Genomic DNA, 23645 nt, shown 5'->3' with positions numbered 1-23645 from the left:
GAACCGTCTCCTTCCGGTGAAAGCCTGATTCAGCGCGAACAGCAGGATGCCACGATGGAAGAGCTCCTCCTCCAAACCCGGCAAGGTAAGCTGAAACGCGATATCTTCGCCGCTAGCCGGGTCTCCAGGGAAGATGAGAGCTATGACGACAAAGAAGGCGCAATAGAGTGCGGCGGCTACTCAGCTGCGGCACTGGTTGATCGAATGACGGACCGGTTTCCGCTACGTCGAAGGTCAACACCGCCGGACGCACGACCAGAAGCCGGCCCGCCAACCATAAGCCGAATGTAAGCACCATTGCGTTCTGAGCCATCGAAAAGGCAAGCGGGCGCCACGCGAAACCAAACATGGCGTCTGCCGCAAGATCGACGAACAGCATCCCGCTGAGGAGGATTACTACCACGGAGCTGGCGTCATGCCGTTGCTGGATCAAGTCGCCCCGGCGCTCGGCAAGAAGTCGCGAGACAAGATGCACGACTATGGCGAAACCCAGAGCCACGAGAAATATCGATAGCCCTTTGCTGGCGAAAGCTTGGCCGAACAGCCCCCGATCCAGAGCGGCAAGGAACGTCCAAACCAAGCCGACGCCCAGCACCCCGCCGCGCAGCCCGAACTGGCGATCGAAACATGAGAGGCAGAACCACCACAGGAAGGCGACGGTGAAGTCGCTTGCGGCATGAGCGACGGCACCGATTGAGCCGGCCGGTATTAACGAAGACATCGGCGTATTGCCCGCGACAAAACCGGATGTGCACAGCGCCATCGGTGCGAACAGGATGGCGGGCATACGAACGTGACGGTGCTGGCGAAGCAGGAGCCATGCTAGCAAAAGCATCGTGCAGATGGCCCCGGCGCGGATCATAAAGTCGAGATGAGCGATGATCATCCCGCCACGTTAGCGGCAGCTTTCGATGGTTGAAATCGGATTACCTGCTATTCCGCGTTCCACCCACTTCGAGCCGTCCACCTGACGAACAAGTTCTGATTGATCGAACGATGGCTTTCTGGCGGTAAAGCACCCGTTGCAATTGCTCGACATCCGGCCCGTAGTGTCGCCGAAGCCGTTCGGTCTTCATGCGACCGCCATGCCTACCGCTGCTTAGTCAACTGAGGTAGATCGACGCCAAACACAGATACGCTGATCTTAGATGCGGTTTGGCTTCGAGCGCTTCCTGCGATCAAGTGCAAGCTAGGTCGCGACAACTTGCAGGTGATGGATAGCGAGGCCAAGCGAGCCTTCGAATGGTCCTTAATGGCGGTGCGGGAGCATGCTTTCATCATGGTCAACTATTTGAATATTGGCTGAGACCGCTACTTGTCATCGGGTCGCCCGCTTTCTGCGTCCCTGAGCGGCGGCTGCCGGGCATCGCTTGTGGTTGATCCCGTCAACAACCGCGCCCCGCGTCCGTAAGTAAACCATGCCCAAGCCCAGTTGACATAGACGACTAGGCGGCTGCGAAAGTCCACAAGCAGCATCAAATGTATAAGTGACCAGACCAGCCAGGCGAGAAATCCCGTGAGCCGGAGCCTGCCGAATTGCGCCGCCGCACGCGAGCGCCCGATCACCGCCATGGTACCATAGTCGCGGTAGCGGAAGGCGCCGGGCTCGCGCCGACCGGCGATACGGGCCGCGAGCAGCTTCCCGACATATGTGCCCTGCTGCTTGGCAACTGGTGCAAGAGCCGGCAAGCGCTCGCCGCCGCCTGCTTCGAAACTTGCGACGTCCCCGATCGCAAAGATGTTTGGATGACCCGGCACCGAACAATCGGACCGGACCGTTACAGCCCCGTTGCGGACCCCATCGATTCCAAGCCATTCAGCAGCCGGACGGGCCTCAGTGCCGGCACACCACAGCACGGCTCCGGTATCTATCCGCTCGCTACCGAGCACCACGCCGGTGGGATCGATTGCCTCGACGGCCGTGCCAATCCGCACCTCCACCCCCATCGAGGTTAGAGCTTCGGCCGCATAGGTCGAAAGCGCGGGATCGAAACCCGACAGCAAACGGCCGCCCGCCTCGCATAGGACCACCCGCGTGTCGCGCGGATCGATGCGAGAGAAATCGCGCGCCAAAGTCGCGCGTGCGAGTTCGGAGATGGTCCCAGCCAGTTCCACGCCAGTTGGGCCGCCCCCAACAATAACAAAAGTCAGGAGGCGTCGTATCTCTGCGTCGTCGGTCGACTGCTCGGCCCGCTCGAACGCTTCCAGCAACCGCGCGCGGATGGCAAGCGCATCCTCAATCGTCTTGAGAACCAACGTGTGTTCGCGCCAGTTGTCCTGTCCAAAAAAGCTCGAGGCCGATCCCGTGGCGAGTACGAGATAATCGTATGACAACCGATGCCCATCGCGCAGCAGCACCGAGCGCGCCCTGATATCGACGCCTGTAACCTCCGCCATCAACACACTTAGGTTTGACACGCCGCGCATCAGCACACGGGTGGCCGTAGCGATGTCGGACGGGGAAAGCGCCGCAGTCGCGACCTGGTATAGCAGCGGTTGAAACAGGTGATGATTGGTTTGGTCGATCAGCGTCACTTCCGCGGCATTGCCGCGAAGAGCGCGCGCTGCAGCCATGCCGCCGAAACCGGCGCCGACGATGACGACCCGGGGGCGGTTCGCCGATTCGGGATGAGACAGGTTCAGCGAAAGCGTTTGGCCTTGCAATTGGGTCTTCCTACTGCGACGAGCGATGATATGTAAACTTATTCGTTTCATTTTGGGCGCATGTCAAAGTCTGATTCGCGCCGAACCATTTTTGGGCCCGAACCCTTCATGCTGCGCATATTCGTTTCGCTCATTTTCACATGTCTGATCGCAGGTTGTGACAACGCCCCCGTTCCGGAGGAGGCCGATCGGCGTCCGGTCAAACTCTACACCGTGGCGGCAGGCGGTCAGGCGAGGACTTACGAGTTTCCCGCGATCATCGAGGCAAGCACATCTTCGGATCTAACCTTCGATGTGCCGGGCAAGATCGTCCGGCTGACGGTGGACCAGGGCGATTTCGTCAGGGCCGGCACGGTGATCGCGCAGCTCGACCAGACCATCGCGCGCAACCAGCTCGTCCAGGCACGCGAACAGTACGAGGCGGCACAGGATGCATTCCGCCGCGCCGACGCGCTGGTCGGCGAAGGCGCGATTCCGCGGGCAGTGCACGTTCAGCGCGAAACGCAGCGCGACACTGCGCGAGCCGAACTTGACAATGCGCGCGAGCAGTTGGAGAAGACCGTCTTGCGGGCGCCCTTTTCGGGCCGCGTGGCCAGGCGACTGACCGAGCCGTTCGAATATGTTTCGCCGCAGCAGCCGGTCGTGACCTTACAGACCGCCGGTTCCGCCAAGGTGGTGGTCCAGGTTCCCTCGTCCATCGTTGCCAATGCCGAGCAGCGGGCCCCGATCAACGCGGCGATCGCGCTCGACAGTCTTCCCGACAGGCGGTTCGCGGCCCGGTTCGGCTCGTTCGCCACCGACGCCACGCGTCAGTCGCTCACCTACGAGGCGACGTTCCTGTTCGATCCGCCTTCCGGCGCGCTGATCCTGCCGGGCATGACGGGAACACTGCATGTCGAGCTCGATACCGATGATGCCGAGATGCCGGCTGTGCCACTGGAAGCGATCGTTGGGCGTGACGAAAAGACATTCGTCTGGCGCGTGGACCGCAGGACGGGAGCCATCGCGCTGCGCCGCGTCACCGTAGGCAAGGGAGCAGGCGGAATGCTGCCTGTAACTGCCGGCATCGGCCGCGGAGACCTGATAGTGGCTGCTGGCGTGGCCAATCTCGAAGAGGGGATGAAAGTCCGCCCCTACGAGCGGGACTGAGCCATGTCGTTTAATCCCGCCGTCTTCTCGATCAGGAATCGCCTGCTCATCCTGCTCGTCATCATCGGGACGATCGTTGCCGGGATGGCGGCCTATGGGTCGCTGCCGCGCTTCGAGGATCCCGAGTTCACCATCCGCCGCGCTGTCGTGGTAACACCCTATCCTGGCGGATCGCCGATGGAGGTCGCCACCGAGGTCACCCAGCGTCTCGAGCGGGAGATCGGGCAGATGCAGGAGGTGAAGGAGATTGTTTCGACCTCCGAGGCGGGCCAGTCGCGCATCGAGGTGGAGATCAAGTACGAGTTCGGGCGCAACAAGGAACAGCTCCAGATCGTCTGGACCAAGCTGCGCAACCGCGTGGCCGATGCCGCCCGGCTGCTTCCGCCCGGGGCAGGTCCCTCGATCGTCAACGACGATTTCGGCGACGTCTTCGGCATCTTCTACATGCTAACCGCCGATGGTTATTCGCCGGCCGAGCTGTACGACTATGCCGAAAAGCTGCGCACCGACCTGAGCGGTGTGGAGGGTGTGGGCAAGGTGGTGCTGTCGGGCGAGCAACGCGAGGCCTTCTATGTCGAGATCATGCGCGAGCGGGTCGCGGCGCTGGGGCTGTCGGTGCAGAGCGTCTATCAGGATCTAGCACAGCAGAATTCCGTCGTCGCAGCGGGCAGCGTGCGCGTCGGCGACCAGCGTCTGGAGATCGTTCCCACCGGCGAGATCGATTCGGTCGAGGAATTGCGCGATCTGCCGGTGATGACCGGCCAGGAAGGCGCGGTCGTGAGACTGGGCGATCTGGCCCGCGTGACGCGCGGCTATGTCGATCCGCCGATGCAGATCCTGCGCTACAATGGCAGGCCGGCGGTGGGCATGGGCATCTCGAATGCGACCGGCACAAATGTGGTCGAGGTCGGCGAGGCGATCGAAGCCAAGCTGCGCGCGAGCGAGAGCGACCGCCCGATCGGCATCGAGATCCACGAATTCTACCACCAGGGCAAGGTGGTGTCGGACGCGATCGGCGATTTCGTGATCAATGTCGCGACGGCGCTCGTCATCGTGGTGGTCACGCTGCTGATCTTCATGGGCTGGCGCTCGGCCGTGGTCATCGGCGCCGTGCTCATGCTCACCGTCGCGGCGACGCTGGCTGGGATGAATGCCGGCGGGATACCGATGCACCGCATCTCGCTGGGCGCGCTGATCATCGCGCTGGGAATGATGGTGGACAACGCCATCGTCGTGGTCGAGGGGATGCTCGTCGGCCTCAAGCAGGGCAAAAACAGGCTGGAGGCGGCGCGCGCGATCGTGGGCCAGATGCTGTGGCCGCTACTAGGAGGCACGCTGGTCGGCATCATCGCCTTCGCCCCGATCGGCCTCGCCCCCGGGCAGGTCGCCGAATACACCAATCACCTGTTCTGGGTGATGATGATCTCGCTCTTGTTCTCGTGGTTCTTCGCGGTCACCGTAGCGCCTTTTCTCGCCAACTGGCTGTTCGAGAAGGAGGAGGATGCTGCCGCTTCCGGCACTGATCGGGAGACAGGATTCGATGCAGGCCACGACGGTCTCGAGGACGAGGCCGCCCCGCAGCGCGAAGCCGGCCGGATCGGCACCGCCTATCGCGAATGGCTCGCGCGCGCGCTGCGCCATCGCTGGCGTACCATGGGCCTGACCGGGGGGTTGTTCGCCGTCTCCCTTGTGGGCTTCGCGTTCGTGGAACAGGGTTTCTTTCCCGCCTCCACCACGCCGCATTTGATGGTCGATTACTGGCTGCCTGCGGGCACCGATATCGAGCGGACCAATGCCGACCTGGAGGAGATTGAGGAGGATCTGGCGACGATGGACGGCGTTACTGACGTTCAGACCGTGGTCGGCATGGGTACCTTGCGTTACAAGCTGGTCTATCAGCCCGAGGCGCCGACATCCTCCTTCGGCCAGATGATCCTGCGGGTTGAGGACGCCTCGACGCTCGAGCGGCTGCAGGCAGATGTGCATGCCTATTTGCAAAAGAACGCCCCCGAAGCGCGCGCCAAGGTCTGGCTGTTCGAACTGGGGCCGGGTGGCGGCTCGAAGATCGAGGCGCAGTTTTCGGGGCCCGATCCGGCGGTTCTGCAGAGCCTGGCGCAGCAGGCCAAGGATGTCTTCGCCGAGGACGAAGCGGCCATCCTCGTGAAGGATGACTGGCGCGAGCAGGTGCCGGTCATCCACCCGCTCTATTCCGAAACGCGCGCGCGTCGCCTTGGCGTCAGCCGCGAGGACGTGGCCGAGGCCTTGCAGGGCACGTTCGCGGGCCGTCCGATAGGCGTCTTCCGCGAGGGCGACGACCTGATCCCGATCATCGCCCGCTCGCCCGAAAGCGAAACGCGCGACGCGCAGAACATGGAAGCAATCCAGGTGTTCAGCGCCAGCGGCGCCTCGCTTCCGCTGCAGGAAGTGATCGACGGTTTCGAGACCCGCTGGCGTCATTCGCAGATTCAGCGGATCGATCAGCGCTGGGCAATCAACGCCCAGGCCGATCCCGCGCCGGGCGAAACCGCCAACCGTCTGCTCGATCGCGTGCGCGGAGACGTCGAGGCGATCGAACTGCCTTCCAGCTACCATTTCGAATGGGACGGCCAGGAAGGAACGAGCACCGAGGCGATCGATTCGCTGATTGGCGTGGTCCCGCTCGGTGTCATCGGCATGGTGCTGGTGGTAGTCGTGCTGTTCAACGCAGTGCGCCAGCCGGTGATCATTTTCATGATCGTGCCGCTGGCGATCATCGGCGTAACCATCGGCCTGCTCTTCACCGGCATAGCGATGGAGTTCATCGCCATTCTCGGTGTGCTCTCGCTCTCGGGCCTGCTGATCAAGAACGCGATCGTGCTGGTCGATCAGATGGATATCGAGATCGGCGAGGGCAAACCGCGTTTCGATGCCATCATTGAGGCAGCCTATGATCGCGCCCGCCCGGTCATCCTGAGTTCGCTGACGACGGTACTCGGCGTCATCCCACTGCTGTTCGACGCCTTCTTCAAGGCGATGGCCGTGGTCCTGGCCTTCGGGCTGGCCTTCGGGACGGTACTGACCCTGTTCGTGGTGCCGGTCCTCTATGCAATCTTCTTCAAGATCGGCCCTGACGAGACCGCAGCCGAGCCACAGGGGGCAAGTTGAACCATGCGCATCGTCCCTCTCACCGCCATGTTGCTCGGCCTGATGCTGGTGTCAGGCTGCTCGCATCCCGACAGGGTCGGCGATGGTCCGGTCGCACCCGCCCGCGCGGCCCTGCCGCCTTTGCCGGAACGCTGGCGGGCAGTCGCCGATGCCGCAGGGCCGGTCGCGGACGGATGGGTCGCCGCCTTCGGCGACCCGCGCCTCGCCGCGCTCGTGGCCGAAGCGCAGGAGAAGAACAGTGATCTTCAGGCCGCCGCGGCGCAGGTCCAGCGCGCCGCAGCACTTGCCCGTCAGGCGCGTTCCGGGCTGCGTCCGGCCGTTCAGGCGGTCGGCCTGGGTTCGCGCAGCCATATCGAGATCGATGATATCGAAATCGGCGGGCAGGCCGGACTGCCGGTGCCGTCCAGCATCGAATATGACAGCACCAGCTTTCTGGGACTGGCGCAGGCGAGTTGGGAAATCGACCTGTGGGGCAGGATCAGCGATGGCTGGTATGCCGCGCTCGAGAACGAGGCGGCTGCCCGCGCCGACTATTTCGCGGCCCGGCAATCGATTGCCGCGGGCGTGGCGCGCGCCTATCTGGTCTCGATCGAGGCTTCGCGGCAGGTGGGGCTGGCCGAGGAAGCGGTTGATACGCTCGAACATCTGCATCGCTTGGTGGGTCTGCAGGTCCGCGAGGGCGTCGCGATGGATGGCGATCTGGCACTGATCCGCGCCAATCTCGAACAGGCGCGCGAGGCTCTCGCACGGGCACAGGGCGCGCGGCGCGAGGCGATCCGTGCTCTCGAACTACTGGTCGGGCGCTATCCCGCGGCCGAGTTCGCCTCGGGAATTGACTTGCCGCCCATGCCAACGCCGCCGCCTGCCGGGCTGCCTTCGACGCTGCTCGAGCGGCGGCCCGATCTGGTCGCGGCCGAGCGGCGCGTCGCCGCCGCACTGCATGCCGAGGACCAGGCCAGCAAGGCGCGCCTGCCGCGCCTGTCGCTCACGGGGCTGGCGGGCGCGGTGTCGGACGCCCTTGAAAATATCTTCGATCCTACCGCGACCCTGTTCAGCATTGGCGGCAATGTCGCGGCGCCGATCTACCAGGGCGGCGCGCTGGCTGCCGGCGAAAACATTGCCGATGCCGAACTGCGCGCGGCGATCGCGCAATATGCCGGCGCCGCGCTGGCCGCTTTCGAGGAGGTGGAAACCGCGCTCGACAGCGGCGTGGTGCTTCGCCGCCGCCGGGACGCGGCCGTCATCCGCGTGCGCGAGATAGAGGAAGCGCTCAGGATCGAGGATCTGCGGTACAGGGTCGGCGAAAGCAGCCTGCTTGACGTGTTGCAGATCCGGCAGCAGGCGATCACTGCGCGCAGCGATCTGGCGACGATCGAGCGCATGGAACGCGAGCAGTTCGTCACGCTCAATCTGGCGCTCGGCGGAAGCTGGAACGCGCCGGAGGCTGATCCCCCAGAGATTTCCGAGAAGGATGGCGATGCGAACCCGTAAAGAACTCCGCCTGACCATGATGCCGGGACAGGCCATCGACCTGGTGCGAACGCTCGTCCTGGGAGTGCTCGGCCCCGCATTGCTGCTTGGCGGTTGTGCCAGCTTCGACCGGCAACCGTTCGAGGCCGCGCAGATCGAAGCCGCGCACGCGCCGGATTCGCCGAAAATCCGCCATTGGGCCAATTCCCCCGACCTGTTGACACAGATCTCGATCGCCCCGCCACCGCCGGGCGAGCCACTGCGCGTGCTCGCGCTGTCGGGCGGTGGGGATGACGGGGCCTATGGTGCGGGTTTTCTCAACGGATGGTCGCAAACCGGCAAGCGACCTGAATTTGCCGTGGTCACTGGAGTCAGCACCGGGGCTCTCATCGCCCCCTTCGCGCTGCTCGGGCCGGACTACGACGACGAGCTGAAACGCGCCTATACCGAGATCACGCCCGACGACATTTACAAGGACCGCTTCGCGTTGGCGATCCCGTTCTCGACCAGCGTCGCGACGACCGGGCCGCTCGAGGCTCTAATCGCCCGCTTCGCCACTGATGCGGTGATCGATGCCATCGGCGAAGAGCACCGCAAGGGCCGGCGCCTGTTCGTCGGCACCGTCAGCCTCGACCGCCCCGGCAATGCGATCTGGGACATGGGAGCGATCGCGGCCGGTGATGCGCCCGGTCGCTATGCCCTTTTCCGGCGCATCCTGCTCGCCAGCAGCTCCGTCCCGGTGCAGTTCCCCCCGGTGCTGATCGAGATGGAAGCGCAGGGAGAGCGAATCAGCGAACTCCATGTCGATGGCGGCACCATTGCGACCCTGATGGCCGCTCCGCCGGTCGCGAACGACCAGATCCTGCGGGACAGCCAGTCCCCAACGGAGCTGTATCTGCTGGTCAACGGCAAGATGGCAGGCGAGTTCGAGCTGATCGAAGCAGGTCTCTCCAGCATCGCCAAGCGGACGCTTGAGGTGATGCTCTTCTCCAGCCTCCAGGACCGTGTGGCCTCGGCCTATGTCTGGGCGAGATCGACCGGCGCCGGATATCACTTGACCTTTATCGAGCAGGACTTCGACGCGGACGAGCACGATCTTTTCGAGCAGGATTATATGCGCACGCTGTTCGACTATGGCGTGGAGCGCGGTCGGGCACAGGCATGGCAGGATAGTCCGCCATCGTCGGATCCGGACACTGTCGCATCAGCCGTGCCCGAAACGACGAGTTCCGAGGATTAGCGCCCGTCATGGCACCGGGACGAACATACCGCATGAGCTTCGCCTTTTCCGATATCCCCCATCAATCCGGACGGCCGGCCGTCGTTAACGGCGCCAATAGCGGCACCGGCTACGAGATCGCCCCGCACCTGGCGATGAAAGGCGTGCGCGTGCTGCTGGCGTGTCGCGATGCCGAGCACGGCACTTTGCGTGTCTTACAGGCCGTGACCGATCCGCAAGCGGAAGGCGGCGACCATCCCGGTCCTTGCGGTCTCATGGGGATGCGTGGCCAGACTTCGGGTCGCGCGGTCGTGACAGACCCGACTCGCGACCGGGAGATGACGAGAAAGCTGTGCAACAGGTCGGTTGCACTAACCGGAACAGAACCGGACATTGGCCCTGCTGTTCCGTCGCAGACAACGCCTCCCGACAGCGCACCGTAACGCGGATGCGCGACCGGCACCCTCCGTTCATGATACAGCGCGCAGCTTCTCATGCGTTCGGAAATACGGCACTTTCCGCAATCGGCTTGAGTGTCGCTAAGCACGCGGTGGGCCATCCCGGCCTGACGGGCGTTGCACTTGTCGAGGACGGCATAGACGCGTTTGCCATCCGCTCTCGACTCATCGCCGCGGCCGAAAGATCGATCGACCTGCAATATTACATCTGGCGCGACGATCTGACCGGTAATCTCCTGCTGGAAGACTTGCGCAGAGCGGCAGCGCGGGGTGTACGGGTCCGTCTGCTGGTTGACGATAACGGCATTCCCGGCCTCGACCGCAAATTGCGCTGGCTGGCCAGCGACCGCAATTTCGAAATCCGCATTTTCAATCCGTTTCGAAACCGACACTTCAAGCCGCTCGATTTCCTGCTGGATTTCCACCGCGTCAATCGCAGGATGCATTCGAAAAGCTTTACAGTCGACAATCAGATAACCTGTGTCGGCGGGCGTAATGTCGGAGACGAGTACTTCGCCAACCGAGAGCAGGGGATTTTTGCCGATGTGGATGCGCTTTGCGTAGGCGCGGTGGTGCAAGAAGTCTCCGAATGTTTCGATGCGTTCTGGAATTGTCCCGCTGCAGTCGAAATCGACTGCATCGTGAAGGAAGATCCGAAGCAGTACGCGGCAAGCGGGGCAACTGATTTCACGCGGTCAGTTTCCGGCCCCTCCGCGACCGATTATCTAAGCCGTGCCGCCGGATCTGTTTTGCTTGAGCGTGCGCGGGCCGGACGGATTGAATTCGAATGGGTGCCCGTCGAGCTGGTCAGCGATCGGCCCGCCAAGGTTTTCGGACAATCGCGTCAAGGCGATCTCATGGCTAGCGTCCTCAGGAGTCTCATCGGTCAACCGGAAAGGGAATTGCTCGTCGTTTCGGGCTATTTCGTGCCGACCTCATCAGGTGCCAGGGCCTTTGCGCAAATGGCACGCAACGGGGTCGATGTGCGCGTCCTGACCAATTCCTTTGCTTCGACCGATGTCGCTATGGTTCATGCCGGATATGCAAAGCATCGGCATTTTCTCGTGAAGTCGGGGGTGCGTCTGTATGAGATGCCTGCCCCTGGAGACCGGCCCAAGACCACCCGCAAATCTCTGCGTCGACCTTCGCCGCGCAACACAAACGAGAATGCCACCCTGCATGCCAAGATGTTCGCTGTAGACGGCCGTCGGGTCTTTGTCGGTTCTTTCAATTTCGATCCGCGCTCTTTCGCTCTCAATACTGAGCTCGGGATCGTCATCCAGAGTGAGAATCTGGCGGCACAGATGCACCACGCCTTCGATACCATGATCGCGTCCGGCTCCTACAAAATCGTCGTGGATGACAAAGGCCGACTGAACTGGATGGACATGCGCGACGATGTCCGTCAATGTGAACTGGCCGAGCCTGGAACCACATGGTGGTCGCGAGTGCTCACTCGCCTTCTCAGCAAAACGCCGATCGATTGGCTGCTGTGAATACCATCTGGGCGCGGCGACCTACGCGCCGACGTCATTCTCCTGGGTCACCAAATGGACCGTCCGCGTCGGGTAGGCGATAGCGAGACCGGCTGCCTTCAACCTCTCGAAAATGGCCAGCAGCAGTTCCTGCCGGATCAGTCGGCTTTCCGCGTAATCGGCAACCATGATGTAGGACCAGATCTCGATATCCAGCGAGCTCTCGCCGAAATGAGCAAATCGAGCACGGAGGCCATCCTTTTCAATCAGGTGGTGATCGCGCAGGATCTGCTCGATAATCTCCACGGCCCGGCGCAGCTGGCCTGCGGAGATACCGTATTCGACGCCGATCGTGGGATTGAAGAGAAAGCGGTCGCGCTTGGCGAAGTTTTCGATCTCGCGGGAGGAAAAATCACCGTTCGGGATGGTGACGAGCGTGCGTTCATTCGTGCGAATCCTCGTCGAGCGCATACCGATATCCTCTACGGTGCCGACAATATCTCCCGCGCGGCAGAAGTCTCCGACCTGAACAGGGCGGTCTGCGATGACGTTCAGGCTGCCGATCAAATTCTCCACGGCCTTCTGTGCGCCTAACGCCAAGGCGATGCCGCCAATGCCCAATGCGGCAATGCCCGTGGTCACATCGACCCCCAGCGTGTCGAGGACCGCTACCGTCGCCAATAGGAAGAGCACTATCTTTGCCGTACGCCGCAACAGGACGACGACCGACACTGCCTGCCGCCGCTGGCGGCGTTCCATCCGGGCACTAGCAACGCGTGCGATGGCATCGACCAGGCGCAGCGCAAACCAAGCAAGCGCTACCCAGCCAACGATACCGATATAGCGCAGCAAGGTCTGGCGCGCGACGATGGACGCCTCGATGCTGCCCGTCCACAGGTGGAAGGTCACCACTGCGAGAAACAGGCTGAGCGGCGGCAAGGCGGCCTGCGTGAAGCGGTAGATCGCGCTTTTCTCGCGGTCGGCCACAAAACGCCGCATGATGGCCAGAAGTCCGGCCGATATAAGCCAGTAGAGAAAGAAACTGCCGGCTGCGCTCCCGAGCAAGAGAGCCCAGTCCTGCAGCGGGGCTCCGGCCACCTCGGCGCTTTCACCGTCTTCCGGTTCAGCCGGATTTGTCGCCGCCACAGACACTGCTTCGAGAGCTTCAACGGTCTCCTGCGAAATCCCCCAGACCTCGCTGCCGACAGGGCTGTCGGTCCGGGTGAGAAGGATCGGCAGACTTTCCTCGCCGCCGAGCCTGCCTACCTCTTCGGTGTCGGCCGGCAGTTCATCGTCGAGACGCCCACTCGCTTCGTTCGACAAGGCACCGAAAGGCAGGAGCGTCCCCTGTCCCCCGTCAGCGCCAATGGCACAGATTTGAGGTTGTGATTTAAGGAGGATTTGGGCTTCGTCGTAGTGACGAAGGAACGAAGATGAAGCCCAAATCCTCAAGGTCCAAAAAGCCCGCCGAACAGGTGGTAAAGGACATCCGCCGCAAGACCCGCCGACACTTCTCAGCGGAAGACAAGATCCGGATCGTGCTCGATGGGCTACGAGGCGATGACTCCATTGCCGAACTTTGCCGCCGCGAGGGTATCGCCCAGAGCCTGTATTACACCTGGTCCAAAGAGTTCATGGAGGCTGGCAAGCGTCGCCTCGCCGGTGACACGGCCCGCGCTGCGACCACGGACGAGGTGAAGGACCTGCGCCGTGAGGCCCGCGACCTGAAGGAGTGCGTGGCCGACCTCACCCTGGAGAACCGCTTGCTCAAAAAAAGCATGATCGCGGATGGGGGAGGCGGCGAATGAGATACCCCGCATCCGAGAAGCTCGAGATCATCCGGATCGTCGAGCAATCGCACCTGCCCGCCAAGCGCACGCTGGACCAGCTCGGCGTTGCTCGCCGGACCTTCTACCGCTGGTATGATCGCTACCTTGAAGGCGGGCCCGAAGCGCTGGCAGACCGGCCATCGACGCCGAGCCGGGTGTGGAACAGGATCGCGCCCGAGGTTCAGGATCAGATCGTCGACATGGCTCTGGAACACAGCGAGCTATCGCCGAGAGAGCTGGCGGTGCGCTTCACCGACGAGAAGCGCTACTTCGTGTCCGAAGCCACGGTCTACCGCCTGCTCAAGGCCCACGACCTCATCACCAGCCCGGCCTATACGGTGATCAAGGCGGCAGAGGCGTTCCACACGAAGACCACGCGCCCGAATGAGATGTGGCAGACCGACTTTACCTACTTCAAGATCATCGGGTGGGGCTGGATGTATCTGTCGACCGTGCTCGACGATTACTCGCGCTACATCATTGCATGGAAGCTCTGCAGCACCATGCGAGCCGAGGACGTCACTGACACGCTCGATATGGCGCTAGCAGCCTCAGGCTGCGATCACGCCAACGTGCTGCACAGGCCCCGCCTGCTCAGCGATAATGGCCCCAGCTACATCGCTGGCGAACTAGCCGAATACATCGAGGCCAACAAGATGAGCCACGTGCGCGGCGCACCCTTCCACCCACAGACCCAAGGCAAGATCGAGCGCTGGCACCAGACCCTGAAGAACCGCGTGCTGCTGGAAAACTACTTCCTGCCCGGCGATCTCGAACAGCAGATCGAGGCCTTCGTCGAGCACTATAACCACCAGCGCTACCACGAGAGCCTGGACAATGTGACACCCGCCGATGCCTACTTCGGCAGGGCTGCCGCCATCATCAAACGAAGAGAAAGGATCAAGCGAAAGACACTCGAACATCGGCGCTTGCAACACTGCAAGCTCGCCGCCTAAACATCAATCCGAGACGAGGCCCACACTCCGCTGATCTACGCCACGAGTTGTGCCAAATGTTCTGACGACGGACAGCCCCATTCGCGAGCGCCTGGAAGCCGTTGCGCATAAATTTCTAGAAGCCTCGCTCACCGCAGAAGGCCGCGGCATACAGACCTTGCTGACATGGCTTGCCAATTACCGCCCCGATTTGCAGAACAAGATCAGGGCCAAAGCCGTGGCTGACGTTACCGGCGTTATGAACCAAATTCTAAAGGACGGCTACGCAAACGGAGAAATTGCGTTCTCAGACTTCCCGGCGATCGCTAAGATAGTCTTCGACTTATTATTCTCCTTGCCGAATTATGAAATACTGAGGGGCATGGGTCCCGAATATCATGGCAGCGAATCCGTCAGCCTGGACAAGGAACTTGATTTCGTGATGGCTGCACTTCGCACTGGCGTCGTCTTTTCGACGAATGGGCGGTAAGCTGGCGCATATCTTATAAATCAGTAACTTCGTTGCATTGGTTTGAACCTAAAGATATTTCAGTATCCTTCGGATTCATCGTGATCGGAGTGTCCAGAAGATGGCCCCGGCTCAATGTGCTCTGGAATCTCGTCGAGCAATGTTCTGCCAGAGGCGTACCGCCGCCCGAGCGTCTCGATAAACCCTTAGTAACGCTTCGCATCACGATCTCCTACAGATCAATGCCGTCGTCGGGGTTGCGAGGCCTGTCGCGCCAGCCCTTGCATCCGTCGCCGCAAGGCCGATGCGCGCGCAGCTTCATCCGGGTCATCCTCGAAAATCGCGAACTCGCCGGTCGGTAACGAGTCCGGCGTTTCTCGTGCGATATCGAGATGATCGGGCAGTTCGGGTTCGCGGCGGAGCCCATGAGTTTTCTCCATGACGGGCCGGTCGGGAGCCTCTCTCCTGACCTCAAAACTTTCACGAAGCGCAGCGTCGCCCTCTTACTATAAAGAGAGCGACGCCGCGGTCTGGGCGACGGTGGAGGTCAACCTTACGGCTCTGACTGGTGATCTATTGGCGCTGCATTCAGATGAGGACCGCATCGGCCTCGACCTTTCGCCGGCAAGCCATGTGCTGGGTGATCCCACCGCGCTCGGACGGATTTTTGATAACCTCGTCGATAATGCCCTGCGCCACGCCTCGACCGTCACGGTAAGGAATGTTTCGGATGGCGGTAAGACCTGCTGGTCGTTTGAGGACGATGGCCCGGGAGTTGCGCCCGACCAACAACTGACGTTAGGCACGGCCTATGCCCGTTTCGATCCGTCACGCGATCGACAGACGGGCGGAGCCGGCCTTGGCTTAGCGATCGTCTGCGGACTTGCCGAAGCCATAGGCGGCTCCGTCTCGTTCCGGTCCAAGCCGGGCCGAGGACTGCATGTGCAAGTCGTGCTGTTGTCGGCGGGTAGAAGCTCAGAATGAGCGAGACTCCACTGCAGACTGATAATAATCGGAGGAGTAAATCAAATTGATAAAATTGAGGATCATCAACGATGAGTATCGTCGCTCAACTCGCGATCGGAACGGTGACCGTTGCACTTACCATCATCATGCAAGCGTGTTTTGCCGCAATAGCCTTCTCAGTCGATGATCGCTTCACGCCGCCTCGCACGCGAACAACACGCTTTGGAGCGACCTTGCTTCTTGCCGCTTCTACGATATGGATGCTGCTCGCTATCACGCTGGCGGCTTGGATTTGGGCGGGCCTGTTTATTGTATTGGGTGCCTTCGAAGCGCTGGAACCGGCGCTCTATTTCGCAACGGTTTCCCTGACGACGCTAGGCTTCGGCGACGTTATCCTCTCGCAGGATGTGCGGCTGCTGTCTGCGATCGTGGCTGCCAACGGCCTCGTCATGTTCGGTTTGAGCACTGCGTTTCTTCTCGAATTCGTGGGTCAGGTGCGCGAGGAGAAAGGCAGTTCGACGCGATCCCACATTTCGACGGCAGAATGACTTCGTACAGAACCGGCTCACTTTGGCTAGCATAAACGATTGTGCCTGCCCACTCTACCCGCATCGCCTTGTCCAAGTAGAAAACGCCGATCCGCCCGGGTTTCGACAAATAGTCTGGGGCTTGGCGCTTGCGTAGACTGGATGGTCAAAAGTGGAATGGCGGGTTGCGACTCTAATGTCGGTCCTAACCACCAACTCGGCGGTTCGCCAGAAGCAGATGTTCGCATGGCATGCGCTCAGGTCGGCTTCGCCCTCTCATCCCAGTCATCCGAGCATTGAGGGCTACGTTCCGAAAGCGGACGTCGGTTCGAGGGCGTCGGAGCGATGCCCATATCGGACAATAGGATTAGTCGGCTTAACGGAGATGGATTGGGCTTAAGGACATCTCGAACGGTGGCAACAAAGCGACCTGGGTTCGGTCTTTATCCGCCTTTGACTTGTGCAGGGTCGAGCGCCTGCACCGGGGTTGCGAGAAAGCGGAATGGCTCGGCGGTTCCTTGCTTCGCGGCCGCGACAGCGTTGATGAGCAGCGCCGCCGAAGCGGCAAACCCTTCGATTGAATTTGCCTTGCCAAGCCAGACCCGCGAGGCCTTGGGCGACACGCCCACGGTAACTTCCAGCGCGGCATTGCGCGAACGCGCGGCCGACCGGTAGAAGCTCTGGTCATCAAAGGGGTCGAGCGAATAGTCCAGATCCTGTCCGGCAAGGATCTTGGCATCGGCCTTCGTGGCACTTCTCCGGTGAACGCCCGACAGCCACAGAGTCCGCGCCTGGCCATTCTCCAGAAATGCGGCGGCCATGGTTGAACGGGATATCGGCAAGAGCCAGGTCGGTGGAACGGCTCGACGTCTCTGACCTTGCCGATTCATCGGAAAGCCTCGCGGTTTGGCTGAAGTGCGATCTCACCTTTGATGCTGCCGAGATTGTCGCGAACGTCGACTACGCCAACCTCGTCTTCCAGCAGCGCCTGCACGTCCTGCGACAGCTCTTGCAGCTTCAACATGTCGGGGCCGGTCAGGACGATTTCGATCGGATCGCCCGATGTTGGCTGTCCGGTCTCGGGTGCCACCAGTAGAGTGGCACCGGCGACATTGCGGTCGAGATAGGTCTGTAAAGTCGGGTCGGCAGTCCTCATTTACGCGGGCGGGCGAGAGGAAACGAACTGCATCGCAAGGTCGCTCGACTATCGCCAAGCGTCCCAGTGGACGCCCCACGAAGATCGGACAGGCAATCCTCGCAGACGTGCGACACCTGCTGAGAGGCTTCACCTCTTCGAGCCGGTTTGCTCCGCAAGCAGTTCGACAAGCCTGCGCACGCTGTCCCGCAGTTCGTCAATCCCTTCGGATTTGCGCCCCCTCGCGAGGGTTTCGGGAACATACACTGCCTGGTTGCGCAGTATTTTTCCACTCTCGGTCAGTTCGATAACCACTCGGCGCTCGTCTTCCGGATCGCGTGTTCGTCGAACCAGGCCGGCGGCCTCCATACGCTTCAGCAGAGGGGTGAGAGTTCCGCTATCGAGGTAAAGCCGCGCGCCGAGGGAGCCCACCGTCTGGGGTTCTTTCTCCCATAATACCAGCATGACCAGATATTGCGGATAGGTGAGACCCAGCTCCCGAAGAACAGGGCCATAGAGGCGGCTGAGGAGGTTGGTGGCAGCATAAAGGGGAAAGCAAACCTGTCGATCGAGCAACAAGGGATCGCGCGGGTCCTGTGCTGCTGCCACTCCGTCATTCATTGGGCGAACACATTAATTTTCACATCGACGTTTCCGCTGACTGCGTTGGAATAGGGGCAAGCAGCGTGGGCGTTCTTCACGATCTCGTCAGCCTTTGCCTGATTGACCCCGGCAATTTCGACATCCAGTGTGACAGCGAGATTAAACCCGTCATTACCATTCGGCAAGAGGCCGACCTGGCAGGAGACTTCAATGTCGTCGTCACCCACCTTGTCGGTCTGTGCCCGCGTTACATGGATCACGGCATTTTCGAAGCAAGCCGCATAACCAGCAGCGAAGAGTTGCTCGGGATTAGTCGCGTCGCCCTTGCCACCGAGTTCCTTCGGTAGAGCGAGGTCGAGCTCGAGAATGCCATCTTCGCTTTTGACCTTTCCGGCGCGGCCACCATAGGCGTTAACGCGAGTGTTGTAGAGATTTTTCATGTTAGCTCCTTACGGTTAGACAGCAGGATAAATAGTATCCAATTATATTGTGCGCAATATATAATTTGCAAGGCGCGTCATGCTGGCAGACACGCCTTTGCGTCAAATTCTGACCGCGTCACCTGCCCAAAGCCCTCAGAATAGTCTTCTCGACCGGCGAGTAGCTATTGTCGGAACGCTCGAGACTGATCGGCTCACGCGGTAGCAGTGGCGGCTGCGCAATGAAGCGCGGCTACTTACCGTAATCCTTATATGCAGAATGCACGAGGAAAGGGTGGCACAGATACACCTTGCCGGCCGGACCCGTTGCCAGTTGCTCCAGGCGATGGGCCGATCCGGCGAATCCGTCCGAGGTCAACTCTCGAAGGGTCAGACCGGCTTCCTTGGCCGGTGCGAGTTGTCGCGCTGTATCGATATGCGAGCCGACCCGAATGCGCGTTGAGGAATCGTGAATACCCACATCCGAGAATAGGAACAGCATCAACAGGGCGCGGCCCTTGCGGTGCACATTGGCCCGCCACTCCATGAAGTCGGGCTTCTCATAAGCGAAGCTGACCTCGATGTGCCACCCGTCGTCTCCAGGTTCTTCGGCAGATGGAAAGCCAACAGCAAATGTTCCGAGTCCGCCCCGCGGCAGCCACCGACCTTTGCCCACAAGCTGGTCGAATGCTGTATGCAGGGCGGTTGTGTTTGCCGCTTCGTGAAACGGAGCCTGATCGAACCGCTCGAGACGGGCCGGGTCCAGGTGGTCGAGTCATCGGGATCGCATCCCGTGGCCACCCACAGGATCGCGCGCGCTTCTGCGGCCACCTTGGATGAAAATGCAGCACCCACCCAGACGAAGCCGTCGCGAACGAAGCGGGCAATGGCATCTGCGCCAAGCGCAAAGAAGTATCGATTAGGCGCGTATGGTCGAGCGGCATTGCTGCTTCACGAGCCGGAAACCCGGCCAGCTCAGCCCAACGGAAAGGGTCGAGGCGCGATTGAGAGTGATGAACTTCATGGGCTTCTGCTACCTGATGTATTGTAGAGACACGACAAACGGCTGCCATTGAACAGGTGCTGGGCATACATGGGTGGTCTGCCATGGGGTCGGAAGCAAAATGGCCGATTTGCATTGGTTGCCTGCCCAAAGCAGACAGTCAGCAACCGGCCCACATTCGGTCTTTCGTCGATCGCAACATGACCGCCCGCAATTGGGCCGAAAGACGACTGTCAGGTTTCGAGTGTTGGCCACGGAAAGCCGCCTTTCGGCAAGGCCCCGGATTGCGGCTATTGCTCTGGTTTGATTGGGCAGGAATGGATGCGATGGCTCGGTCAGCCTGACTGAGTCAACAGGGAATCGGAACGACCGTAGCCTGCTGGCGCGTCGTGCGAATTCCAGGTTTCGGCATCAATATTGACGCTCGAAGCATATGGACACGGCATAAGCTGACCTGCATAAATTTGGTTGACCAAATGGCTGGGTCGCCGAATCCCTGAAGACAGGCTTGGAGGTGAGCTGATGCGCAACATGTTCGGTCCGGCATTGCTGGTTGGGGCGCTGATGCTCCCGGTCTCTGCGCGGGCGCTTTCCGTGAACGGCCTCAAGGATCAGGGCGTTGACCACATTTATGGTAGCTATGCACGGAGCGGAGATTGTTCACGCGAACCGCGCGTGACGATCAGCGATGCCGGCATGGCCTTTACCTCCAGTGGCCGCACTGTGCAGGTCACACGGCTGGAGTATGCCGTGAGTTTTTTCGGCATGAGTTATGAAGGCATTTCTCTCGCCTTCTTTCCATTCCCGCAGAGCCGTAGCGATATGGGGCCTGTGCTCCTCTATGCGAACTACGATGAGAAGCCCGGCGCCCTCCTCATTGAAGCCAATGCAGAGCCCGGCCAGCGGCTCGATCCTTTCCATGCTTCGCTTGCGGGAGAGTATCAGCTCTGCGCCGGAACCGGCAGCACAGCTGCACCGGCCACGCCCGCCAGCACCGCAGCCCCTGCCCCGGTGGCGGGTACGCCTCTGGAATGGACCAATCTCGCTGCACTGGTGGGCCGCTATCCCGGCGCCTATTCCGAGGACAACATCGACCTGTTCGACAAGGGCACGATTGCCGCGGCCCTGCGCGCAGCCCTTGGCGCGAAGATGCCGGTGCTGGAGGCAAACCTGTCCGCGGTCACGCCCCTGCAAAGCGAGGGTGGACTCTATTATATCATGGGCAATGCCCCTCATCGCGGCGGGGAGGATCAGGCCTATGTGACCATCGACCCCGTGAAACGCGCGGTGCAGGTGGGACTGTGGGAACAGGGCAAGCTCACTGTCTATGCCCCGGCAAGCGGACGCCTGCCGGAACCACGGGAAGTGCGCGATATGCTGGCGCGCAGCCCCGGCGAGAGCGCGAATGCCGCGCCGGGCACGCCCTGGGAAGTGCTGCCCGTGAGTGGCCGCGTGCCTGTCGCCTATGTCGAGGCAGCGGCCTCGCCGAGCATCATATCGCTGACACTCTATTGCGAGAATGGCCGCCCCTACATGGCCATGCTGCTGAACAAGCCCGCAAATGGCGCGCGCAGCACCATGACCTGGAACTTTGCCGGACGGCTGGTGAATATCCCGGTTCAGCGGGCTAACAATGCCGGAACCTATTGGGTGGGCGGCATCACCGGCACGCAACTGGTCCCGCTGCTCATGACGCAAAGGGACATGGTCTATCTGCGCATCGATGGCAGGCTGGAGGGCGAAGCCTCCCTGGCGGATGCGCCCGCGACTGTTCGCGCAACTCTGCGCCAGTGCGTGAGGCTATAGTCCGGACGTCCGCGCCCCAGCGCATATTTGTTGCGTTGTCGCCAGGTTGTCACAGAGAGCCTTGTCGCATTGACCTTGCACGTCCATATTTGTGCAATGCAGCATACTTCAACCGACAAATCGACCGCAATGGAGGTCATTGCGCACGCTATTCAGGCGAAGCAGATGATCGCCGCCACATACAATGGAGCGAAGATCGAGTTGTGCCCGCATGAGCTATTCGTGCGCCGTCAGTCTGTTTATCTAAGGGCCCTGAATCCCAATAAAAGCCGCAGACACGATGAAGAGGCGAACCTGGGCAATTTCAACATCACGGGAATGTCCGAAGTAGTTTCCTCCAACCGATCCTTCAGTCCATTACCTTCCTTCAGCGAGATCGCCTCAGGCACCGATGAGCAGTCCATTATGAGCGTAATAGACGGCTACCTCGGCTAATGGGGCGGAAGGCGACTGTCCGGTTCCAGCGATGCGAACATGAAAACCGCCATTCGATCTTCGTATTCTTCGCCGCTACCCACCCCGCAACCACCGTACCCCCGTATGTTACCCGGTTTGTGCCGGACCGCTCTCAATACCGAGCGCGTTTCATTGTCCTGCAATGCAAGGGTCTGATAAGGTAAATCGCAAGGGCGCACGAACAGGGGGCACGCCAATGCGGACAAGGTTCATACTCGGTTCGGCAGCAGGGCTTGCGATGTTTGCGGCGCTGCCCAGTCATTCACAGACCTCTCAGGACAGTTCGCTGGAGGCAGCCTGCCGTGCAACCGAAATGTCGCAGCCAGCATCTTGCTCCTGCACCATCACGAAAGCACGGGCAGCGGGTGTCAGCAATGCCCAGCTGGTCTCGCTTTTCCGGGATGACGGACAGTCGGAGCCGGTCGACCAGGCGAGCTATGGCCGCTTCTGGCAGGTCAAGACACAGTGCATCGGTGAAGCGACCCTGGCGAGCATGGGCATTAGTGCGGCTAATCCGCTGCCGGGCGTGCCCGCACATATGAGGCCCGGAATGCCTCTGGGTGGAGCGGCGCCTGCGCCTGCCGGATCCGGCGTGCTTCCTCCTGCACCACCCGCCGCGATCCGCCCCGATGGGCCGACGCAGGTCGCGCCGCAGTCTGTCCCCCTTGCAACACCGACTTCCGGGTCTTCGGCGGCGGGCTCGCTGGCCGTGGGTCAGAATATCCCGGTATCAGTCAGCCAGCGCAGCTACGAATATGAAGGCATGACCCATGTCTCGATTGTCGAGGAATACACCTTTCCGAACTTCGACTACGAATTCTCCTATGACCCCGCGATCCGCGACAATCCGCAACTCTTTGCTCGGGCCAAAAGCGCGGCGCTGGAGGACCAGAAGCGCTGGCAGGAGGACTACAATACGCCCTCGCAGATTCGCGATATGGCCGGTTACAGCTGGTCCGCTCTGGGCGACCTGGGGCGGCTCATGCCGATTGCCATTTCCGGTTACACCAATAACCGTCCGCAGGGTGGTTTCCTCGGGGCACTGTTGTGGGATGCCGAGGCGGGGCGGGAGATCGCCTGGACCGACGTGTTCGATGCCGGACTTTGGAGCGGACGCATGCGACGTGAATATTGCGCGGGGCTGCAGGCCCAGCGGCGTGAGCGCGGGACGAACCAGAACCGATCCTGCCCCGATTTCGACAGGCTGCAGATCGGCTTTGCGAAGGATGCCCGGGGACAAATCCAACTCGAACTGACTGCACTTGCCTATACTGCGGGCAGCTATGCCGAGGGGCCTTACGAAGTGGAGCTCCCGCTCGATGCTGTCGTCCTCGGTGGAGTCAGGGAACCTTTTCGCGAAACGCTCGGAGCGAGCGGGGTGACCGGCGCGGTCGTGCTGCACGACCGCCTGGCGCCCGTCGAGGGCGAGTTTGATTCGGACAGCGGTTGCTCCACGGATATCTACTTCCTGCCCGCCAATGGCCGAATGCCCGCAAGCGTGGATCAGGCCTTTGCCCATGTCCGCACCCAGGTTCACTCGCTGTTCGCGACCAGCGTGGCTACTTCGATCAGGCATCCCGACGGGTGGAATCTGTCCGGCTGGAAGGTCAACTACAACGGAACGACGACGGTCCTCGAACCCGTTCCGGGATCGCAGGGGCTTTTCCGCAAGGGAGCGCTCAGCATGAGCGTCAATCGGATCGCGGAGGCGCTCTACGATCCCAATGAACCCTCTTTTGGTTTCATTCACCTGCGTATCGATTTCGAGGATGGCGGCCAGAGGGACAGCTTTGAGGCAATGCAGTTAGGCGGTTGCTGAGACGATAATCGTCCCGGACCGGGTCGTTTCCGGACTGTCCGATCATGGGGCCGAGTGATCTGAAGCGGCCGTGCACGACCGACGTGCACGGCAGCCCGA

At 61.3% G+C, this 23645-nt stretch carries 22 protein-coding genes; 13 read left to right on the top strand and 9 right to left on the bottom strand.

From position 1 onward, the window contains the following. Positions 1-112 precede the first annotated feature (112 nt). Complete coding sequence (locus tag GRI99_RS09430; RefSeq protein ID WP_160771797.1) at positions 113-886, bottom strand: hypothetical protein; 774 nt, start codon at positions 884-886, stop codon at positions 113-115. Positions 887-1311: 425 nt separating this feature from the next. Next, positions 1312-2715 (bottom strand): NAD(P)/FAD-dependent oxidoreductase, encoded by a 1404-nt coding sequence (locus GRI99_RS09425; protein ID WP_160771796.1) that lies wholly within the window; start codon positions 2713-2715, stop codon positions 1312-1314. Between the two features lie 57 nt (positions 2716-2772). Between GRI99_RS09425 and GRI99_RS09420 the strand changes: the two genes are divergently transcribed. The 6 genes from GRI99_RS09420 to GRI99_RS09395 are packed head-to-tail and all read left to right on the top strand — an operon-like array spanning position 2773 to position 11600. Beyond that, positions 2773-3813: an efflux RND transporter periplasmic adaptor subunit gene (locus GRI99_RS09420; protein WP_160771795.1), complete on the top strand. Its 1041-nt coding sequence runs from the start codon at positions 2773-2775 to the stop codon at positions 3811-3813. Positions 3814-3816: 3 nt separating this feature from the next. Continuing rightward, positions 3817-6957, top strand: coding sequence for an efflux RND transporter permease subunit (locus tag GRI99_RS09415; protein WP_160771794.1), 3141 nt, complete (start codon positions 3817-3819; stop codon positions 6955-6957). Positions 6958-6960: 3 nt separating this feature from the next. Beyond that, positions 6961-8448 (top strand): efflux transporter outer membrane subunit, encoded by a 1488-nt coding sequence (locus GRI99_RS09410; RefSeq protein ID WP_053833465.1) that lies wholly within the window; start codon positions 6961-6963, stop codon positions 8446-8448. Then, complete coding sequence (locus GRI99_RS09405) at positions 8429-9667, top strand: patatin-like phospholipase family protein (protein ID WP_063612557.1); 1239 nt, start codon at positions 8429-8431, stop codon at positions 9665-9667. Before GRI99_RS09410 ends, GRI99_RS09405 begins: the two co-directional genes overlap by 20 nt. Before the next feature lie 32 nt (positions 9668-9699). Continuing rightward, positions 9700-10089 (top strand): hypothetical protein, encoded by a 390-nt coding sequence (locus tag GRI99_RS18480; RefSeq protein WP_046903475.1) that lies wholly within the window; start codon positions 9700-9702, stop codon positions 10087-10089. Positions 10090-10118: 29 nt separating this feature from the next. Then, on the top strand, positions 10119-11600 hold the full coding sequence (locus GRI99_RS09395; protein WP_191229312.1) for a phospholipase D-like domain-containing protein: 1482 nt from the start codon (positions 10119-10121) through the stop codon (positions 11598-11600). A gap of 21 nt (positions 11601-11621) precedes the next feature. Here GRI99_RS09395 and GRI99_RS09390 read toward each other — a convergent pair whose 3' ends face one another. Continuing rightward, entirely contained in the window at positions 11622-12902 is a 1281-nt protein-coding gene (locus GRI99_RS09390; RefSeq protein ID WP_230832551.1) for a mechanosensitive ion channel family protein, read from the bottom strand. 110 nt (positions 12903-13012) lie between these two features. Between GRI99_RS09390 and GRI99_RS09385 the strand changes: the two genes are divergently transcribed. Both GRI99_RS09385 and GRI99_RS09380 read left to right on the top strand, forming a co-directional pair. Beyond that, a protein-coding gene (locus GRI99_RS09385) for an IS3 family transposase (RefSeq protein ID WP_160771793.1) occupies positions 13013-14364 on the top strand; the annotation gives its coding sequence in 2 pieces (ribosomal slippage) (positions 13013-13348 and positions 13351-14364; 1350 coding nt in all). Between the two features lie 49 nt (positions 14365-14413). Further along, complete coding sequence (locus GRI99_RS09380) at positions 14414-14833, top strand: hypothetical protein (protein ID WP_160771792.1); 420 nt, start codon at positions 14414-14416, stop codon at positions 14831-14833. A gap of 218 nt (positions 14834-15051) precedes the next feature. On the opposite strand, the gene GRI99_RS09375 is transcribed toward GRI99_RS09380, so the two are convergent. Next, positions 15052-15252 (bottom strand): hypothetical protein, encoded by a 201-nt coding sequence (locus GRI99_RS09375; protein ID WP_174539186.1) that lies wholly within the window; start codon positions 15250-15252, stop codon positions 15052-15054. Between GRI99_RS09375 and GRI99_RS09370 the strand changes: the two genes are divergently transcribed. Together GRI99_RS09370 and GRI99_RS09365 are read left to right on the top strand one after the other, a co-directional pair. Continuing rightward, entirely contained in the window at positions 15251-15796 is a 546-nt protein-coding gene (locus tag GRI99_RS09370) for a sensor histidine kinase (protein WP_082347913.1), read from the top strand. The two genes, GRI99_RS09375 and GRI99_RS09370, sit on opposite strands and share 2 nt — an antisense overlap. Before the next feature lie 71 nt (positions 15797-15867). Then, positions 15868-16326: an ion channel gene (locus tag GRI99_RS09365; protein ID WP_087910621.1), complete on the top strand. Its 459-nt coding sequence runs from the start codon at positions 15868-15870 to the stop codon at positions 16324-16326. Positions 16327-16748: 422 nt separating this feature from the next. Here the strand turns inward: GRI99_RS09365 and GRI99_RS09360 are convergent, their stop codons facing one another. From GRI99_RS09360 to GRI99_RS18475, 5 genes are all read right to left on the bottom strand, one after another. Then, on the bottom strand, positions 16749-17126 hold the full coding sequence (locus tag GRI99_RS09360) for a hypothetical protein (protein ID WP_063612560.1): 378 nt from the start codon (positions 17124-17126) through the stop codon (positions 16749-16751). Between the two features lie 65 nt (positions 17127-17191). Continuing rightward, the gene (locus tag GRI99_RS09355; RefSeq protein WP_046903470.1) at positions 17192-17461 is read right to left on the bottom strand and encodes a hypothetical protein; all 270 of its coding nucleotides are present in this window, start codon (positions 17459-17461) and stop codon (positions 17192-17194) included. 129 nt (positions 17462-17590) lie between these two features. Beyond that, positions 17591-18061: a MarR family winged helix-turn-helix transcriptional regulator gene (locus tag GRI99_RS09350; RefSeq protein WP_046903469.1), complete on the bottom strand. Its 471-nt coding sequence runs from the start codon at positions 18059-18061 to the stop codon at positions 17591-17593. Further along, positions 18058-18483, bottom strand: coding sequence for an organic hydroperoxide resistance protein (locus tag GRI99_RS09345; protein WP_046903468.1), 426 nt, complete (start codon positions 18481-18483; stop codon positions 18058-18060). Before GRI99_RS09345 ends, GRI99_RS09350 begins: the two co-directional genes overlap by 4 nt. 232 nt (positions 18484-18715) lie before the next feature. Continuing rightward, the gene (locus GRI99_RS18475) at positions 18716-19009 is read right to left on the bottom strand and encodes a hypothetical protein (protein WP_202393023.1); all 294 of its coding nucleotides are present in this window, start codon (positions 19007-19009) and stop codon (positions 18716-18718) included. 924 nt (positions 19010-19933) lie between these two features. Here GRI99_RS18475 and GRI99_RS09335 point away from each other — a divergent pair. The 3 genes from GRI99_RS09335 to GRI99_RS09325 all read left to right on the top strand — a co-directional run bounded on the left by GRI99_RS09335 (position 19934) and on the right by GRI99_RS09325 (position 23546). Next, entirely contained in the window at positions 19934-21271 is a 1338-nt protein-coding gene (locus GRI99_RS09335) for an Ivy family c-type lysozyme inhibitor (RefSeq protein WP_237438256.1), read from the top strand. Between the two features lie 96 nt (positions 21272-21367). Next, complete coding sequence (locus tag GRI99_RS09330; RefSeq protein WP_160771791.1) at positions 21368-21706, top strand: WYL domain-containing protein; 339 nt, start codon at positions 21368-21370, stop codon at positions 21704-21706. A gap of 217 nt (positions 21707-21923) precedes the next feature. Continuing rightward, positions 21924-23546: a hypothetical protein gene (locus GRI99_RS09325; RefSeq protein WP_237438255.1), complete on the top strand. Its 1623-nt coding sequence runs from the start codon at positions 21924-21926 to the stop codon at positions 23544-23546. Positions 23547-23645: the final 99 nt, after the last annotated feature.

It is taken from the genome of Alteraurantiacibacter buctensis, from assembly GCF_009827655.1.
Taxonomy (GTDB): Bacteria; Pseudomonadota; Alphaproteobacteria; order Sphingomonadales; family Sphingomonadaceae; genus Alteraurantiacibacter; species Alteraurantiacibacter buctensis.
Note: the sequence above shows the minus strand (reverse complement) of the source record. Positions and strands in the feature narration are given on the sequence as shown.

Coding starts and splice junctions, on each gene's coding strand:
- GRI99_RS09415 (WP_160771794.1), top strand. CDS start 3,817: ATGTCGTTTAATCCCGCCGTCTTCTCGATCAGGAATCGCCTGCTCATC.
- GRI99_RS09420 (WP_160771795.1), top strand. CDS start 2,773: ATGCTGCGCATATTCGTTTCGCTCATTTTCACATGTCTGATCGCAGGT.
- GRI99_RS09345 (WP_046903468.1), bottom strand. CDS start 18,483: ATGAAAAATCTCTACAACACTCGCGTTAACGCCTATGGTGGCCGCGCC.
- GRI99_RS09425 (WP_160771796.1), bottom strand. CDS start 2,715: ATGAAACGAATAAGTTTACATATCATCGCTCGTCGCAGTAGGAAGACC.
- GRI99_RS09360 (WP_063612560.1), bottom strand. CDS start 17,126: ATGGCCGCCGCATTTCTGGAGAATGGCCAGGCGCGGACTCTGTGGCTG.
- GRI99_RS09350 (WP_046903469.1), bottom strand. CDS start 18,061: ATGAATGACGGAGTGGCAGCAGCACAGGACCCGCGCGATCCCTTGTTG.
- GRI99_RS09430 (WP_160771797.1), bottom strand. CDS start 886: ATGATCATCGCTCATCTCGACTTTATGATCCGCGCCGGGGCCATCTGC.
- GRI99_RS09365 (WP_087910621.1), top strand. CDS start 15,868: ATGAGTATCGTCGCTCAACTCGCGATCGGAACGGTGACCGTTGCACTT.
- GRI99_RS18475 (WP_202393023.1), bottom strand. CDS start 19,009: ATGGAGTGGCGGGCCAATGTGCACCGCAAGGGCCGCGCCCTGTTGATG.
- GRI99_RS09375 (WP_174539186.1), bottom strand. CDS start 15,252: ATGGAGAAAACTCATGGGCTCCGCCGCGAACCCGAACTGCCCGATCAT.
- GRI99_RS18480 (WP_046903475.1), top strand. CDS start 9,700: ATGAGCTTCGCCTTTTCCGATATCCCCCATCAATCCGGACGGCCGGCC.
- GRI99_RS09370 (WP_082347913.1), top strand. CDS start 15,251: ATGACGGGCCGGTCGGGAGCCTCTCTCCTGACCTCAAAACTTTCACGA.
- GRI99_RS09405 (WP_063612557.1), top strand. CDS start 8,429: ATGGCGATGCGAACCCGTAAAGAACTCCGCCTGACCATGATGCCGGGA.
- GRI99_RS09410 (WP_053833465.1), top strand. CDS start 6,961: ATGCGCATCGTCCCTCTCACCGCCATGTTGCTCGGCCTGATGCTGGTG.
- GRI99_RS09395 (WP_191229312.1), top strand. CDS start 10,119: ATGATACAGCGCGCAGCTTCTCATGCGTTCGGAAATACGGCACTTTCC.
- GRI99_RS09355 (WP_046903470.1), bottom strand. CDS start 17,461: ATGAGGACTGCCGACCCGACTTTACAGACCTATCTCGACCGCAATGTC.
- GRI99_RS09325 (WP_237438255.1), top strand. CDS start 21,924: ATGCGGACAAGGTTCATACTCGGTTCGGCAGCAGGGCTTGCGATGTTT.
- GRI99_RS09330 (WP_160771791.1), top strand. CDS start 21,368: ATGCAGCATACTTCAACCGACAAATCGACCGCAATGGAGGTCATTGCG.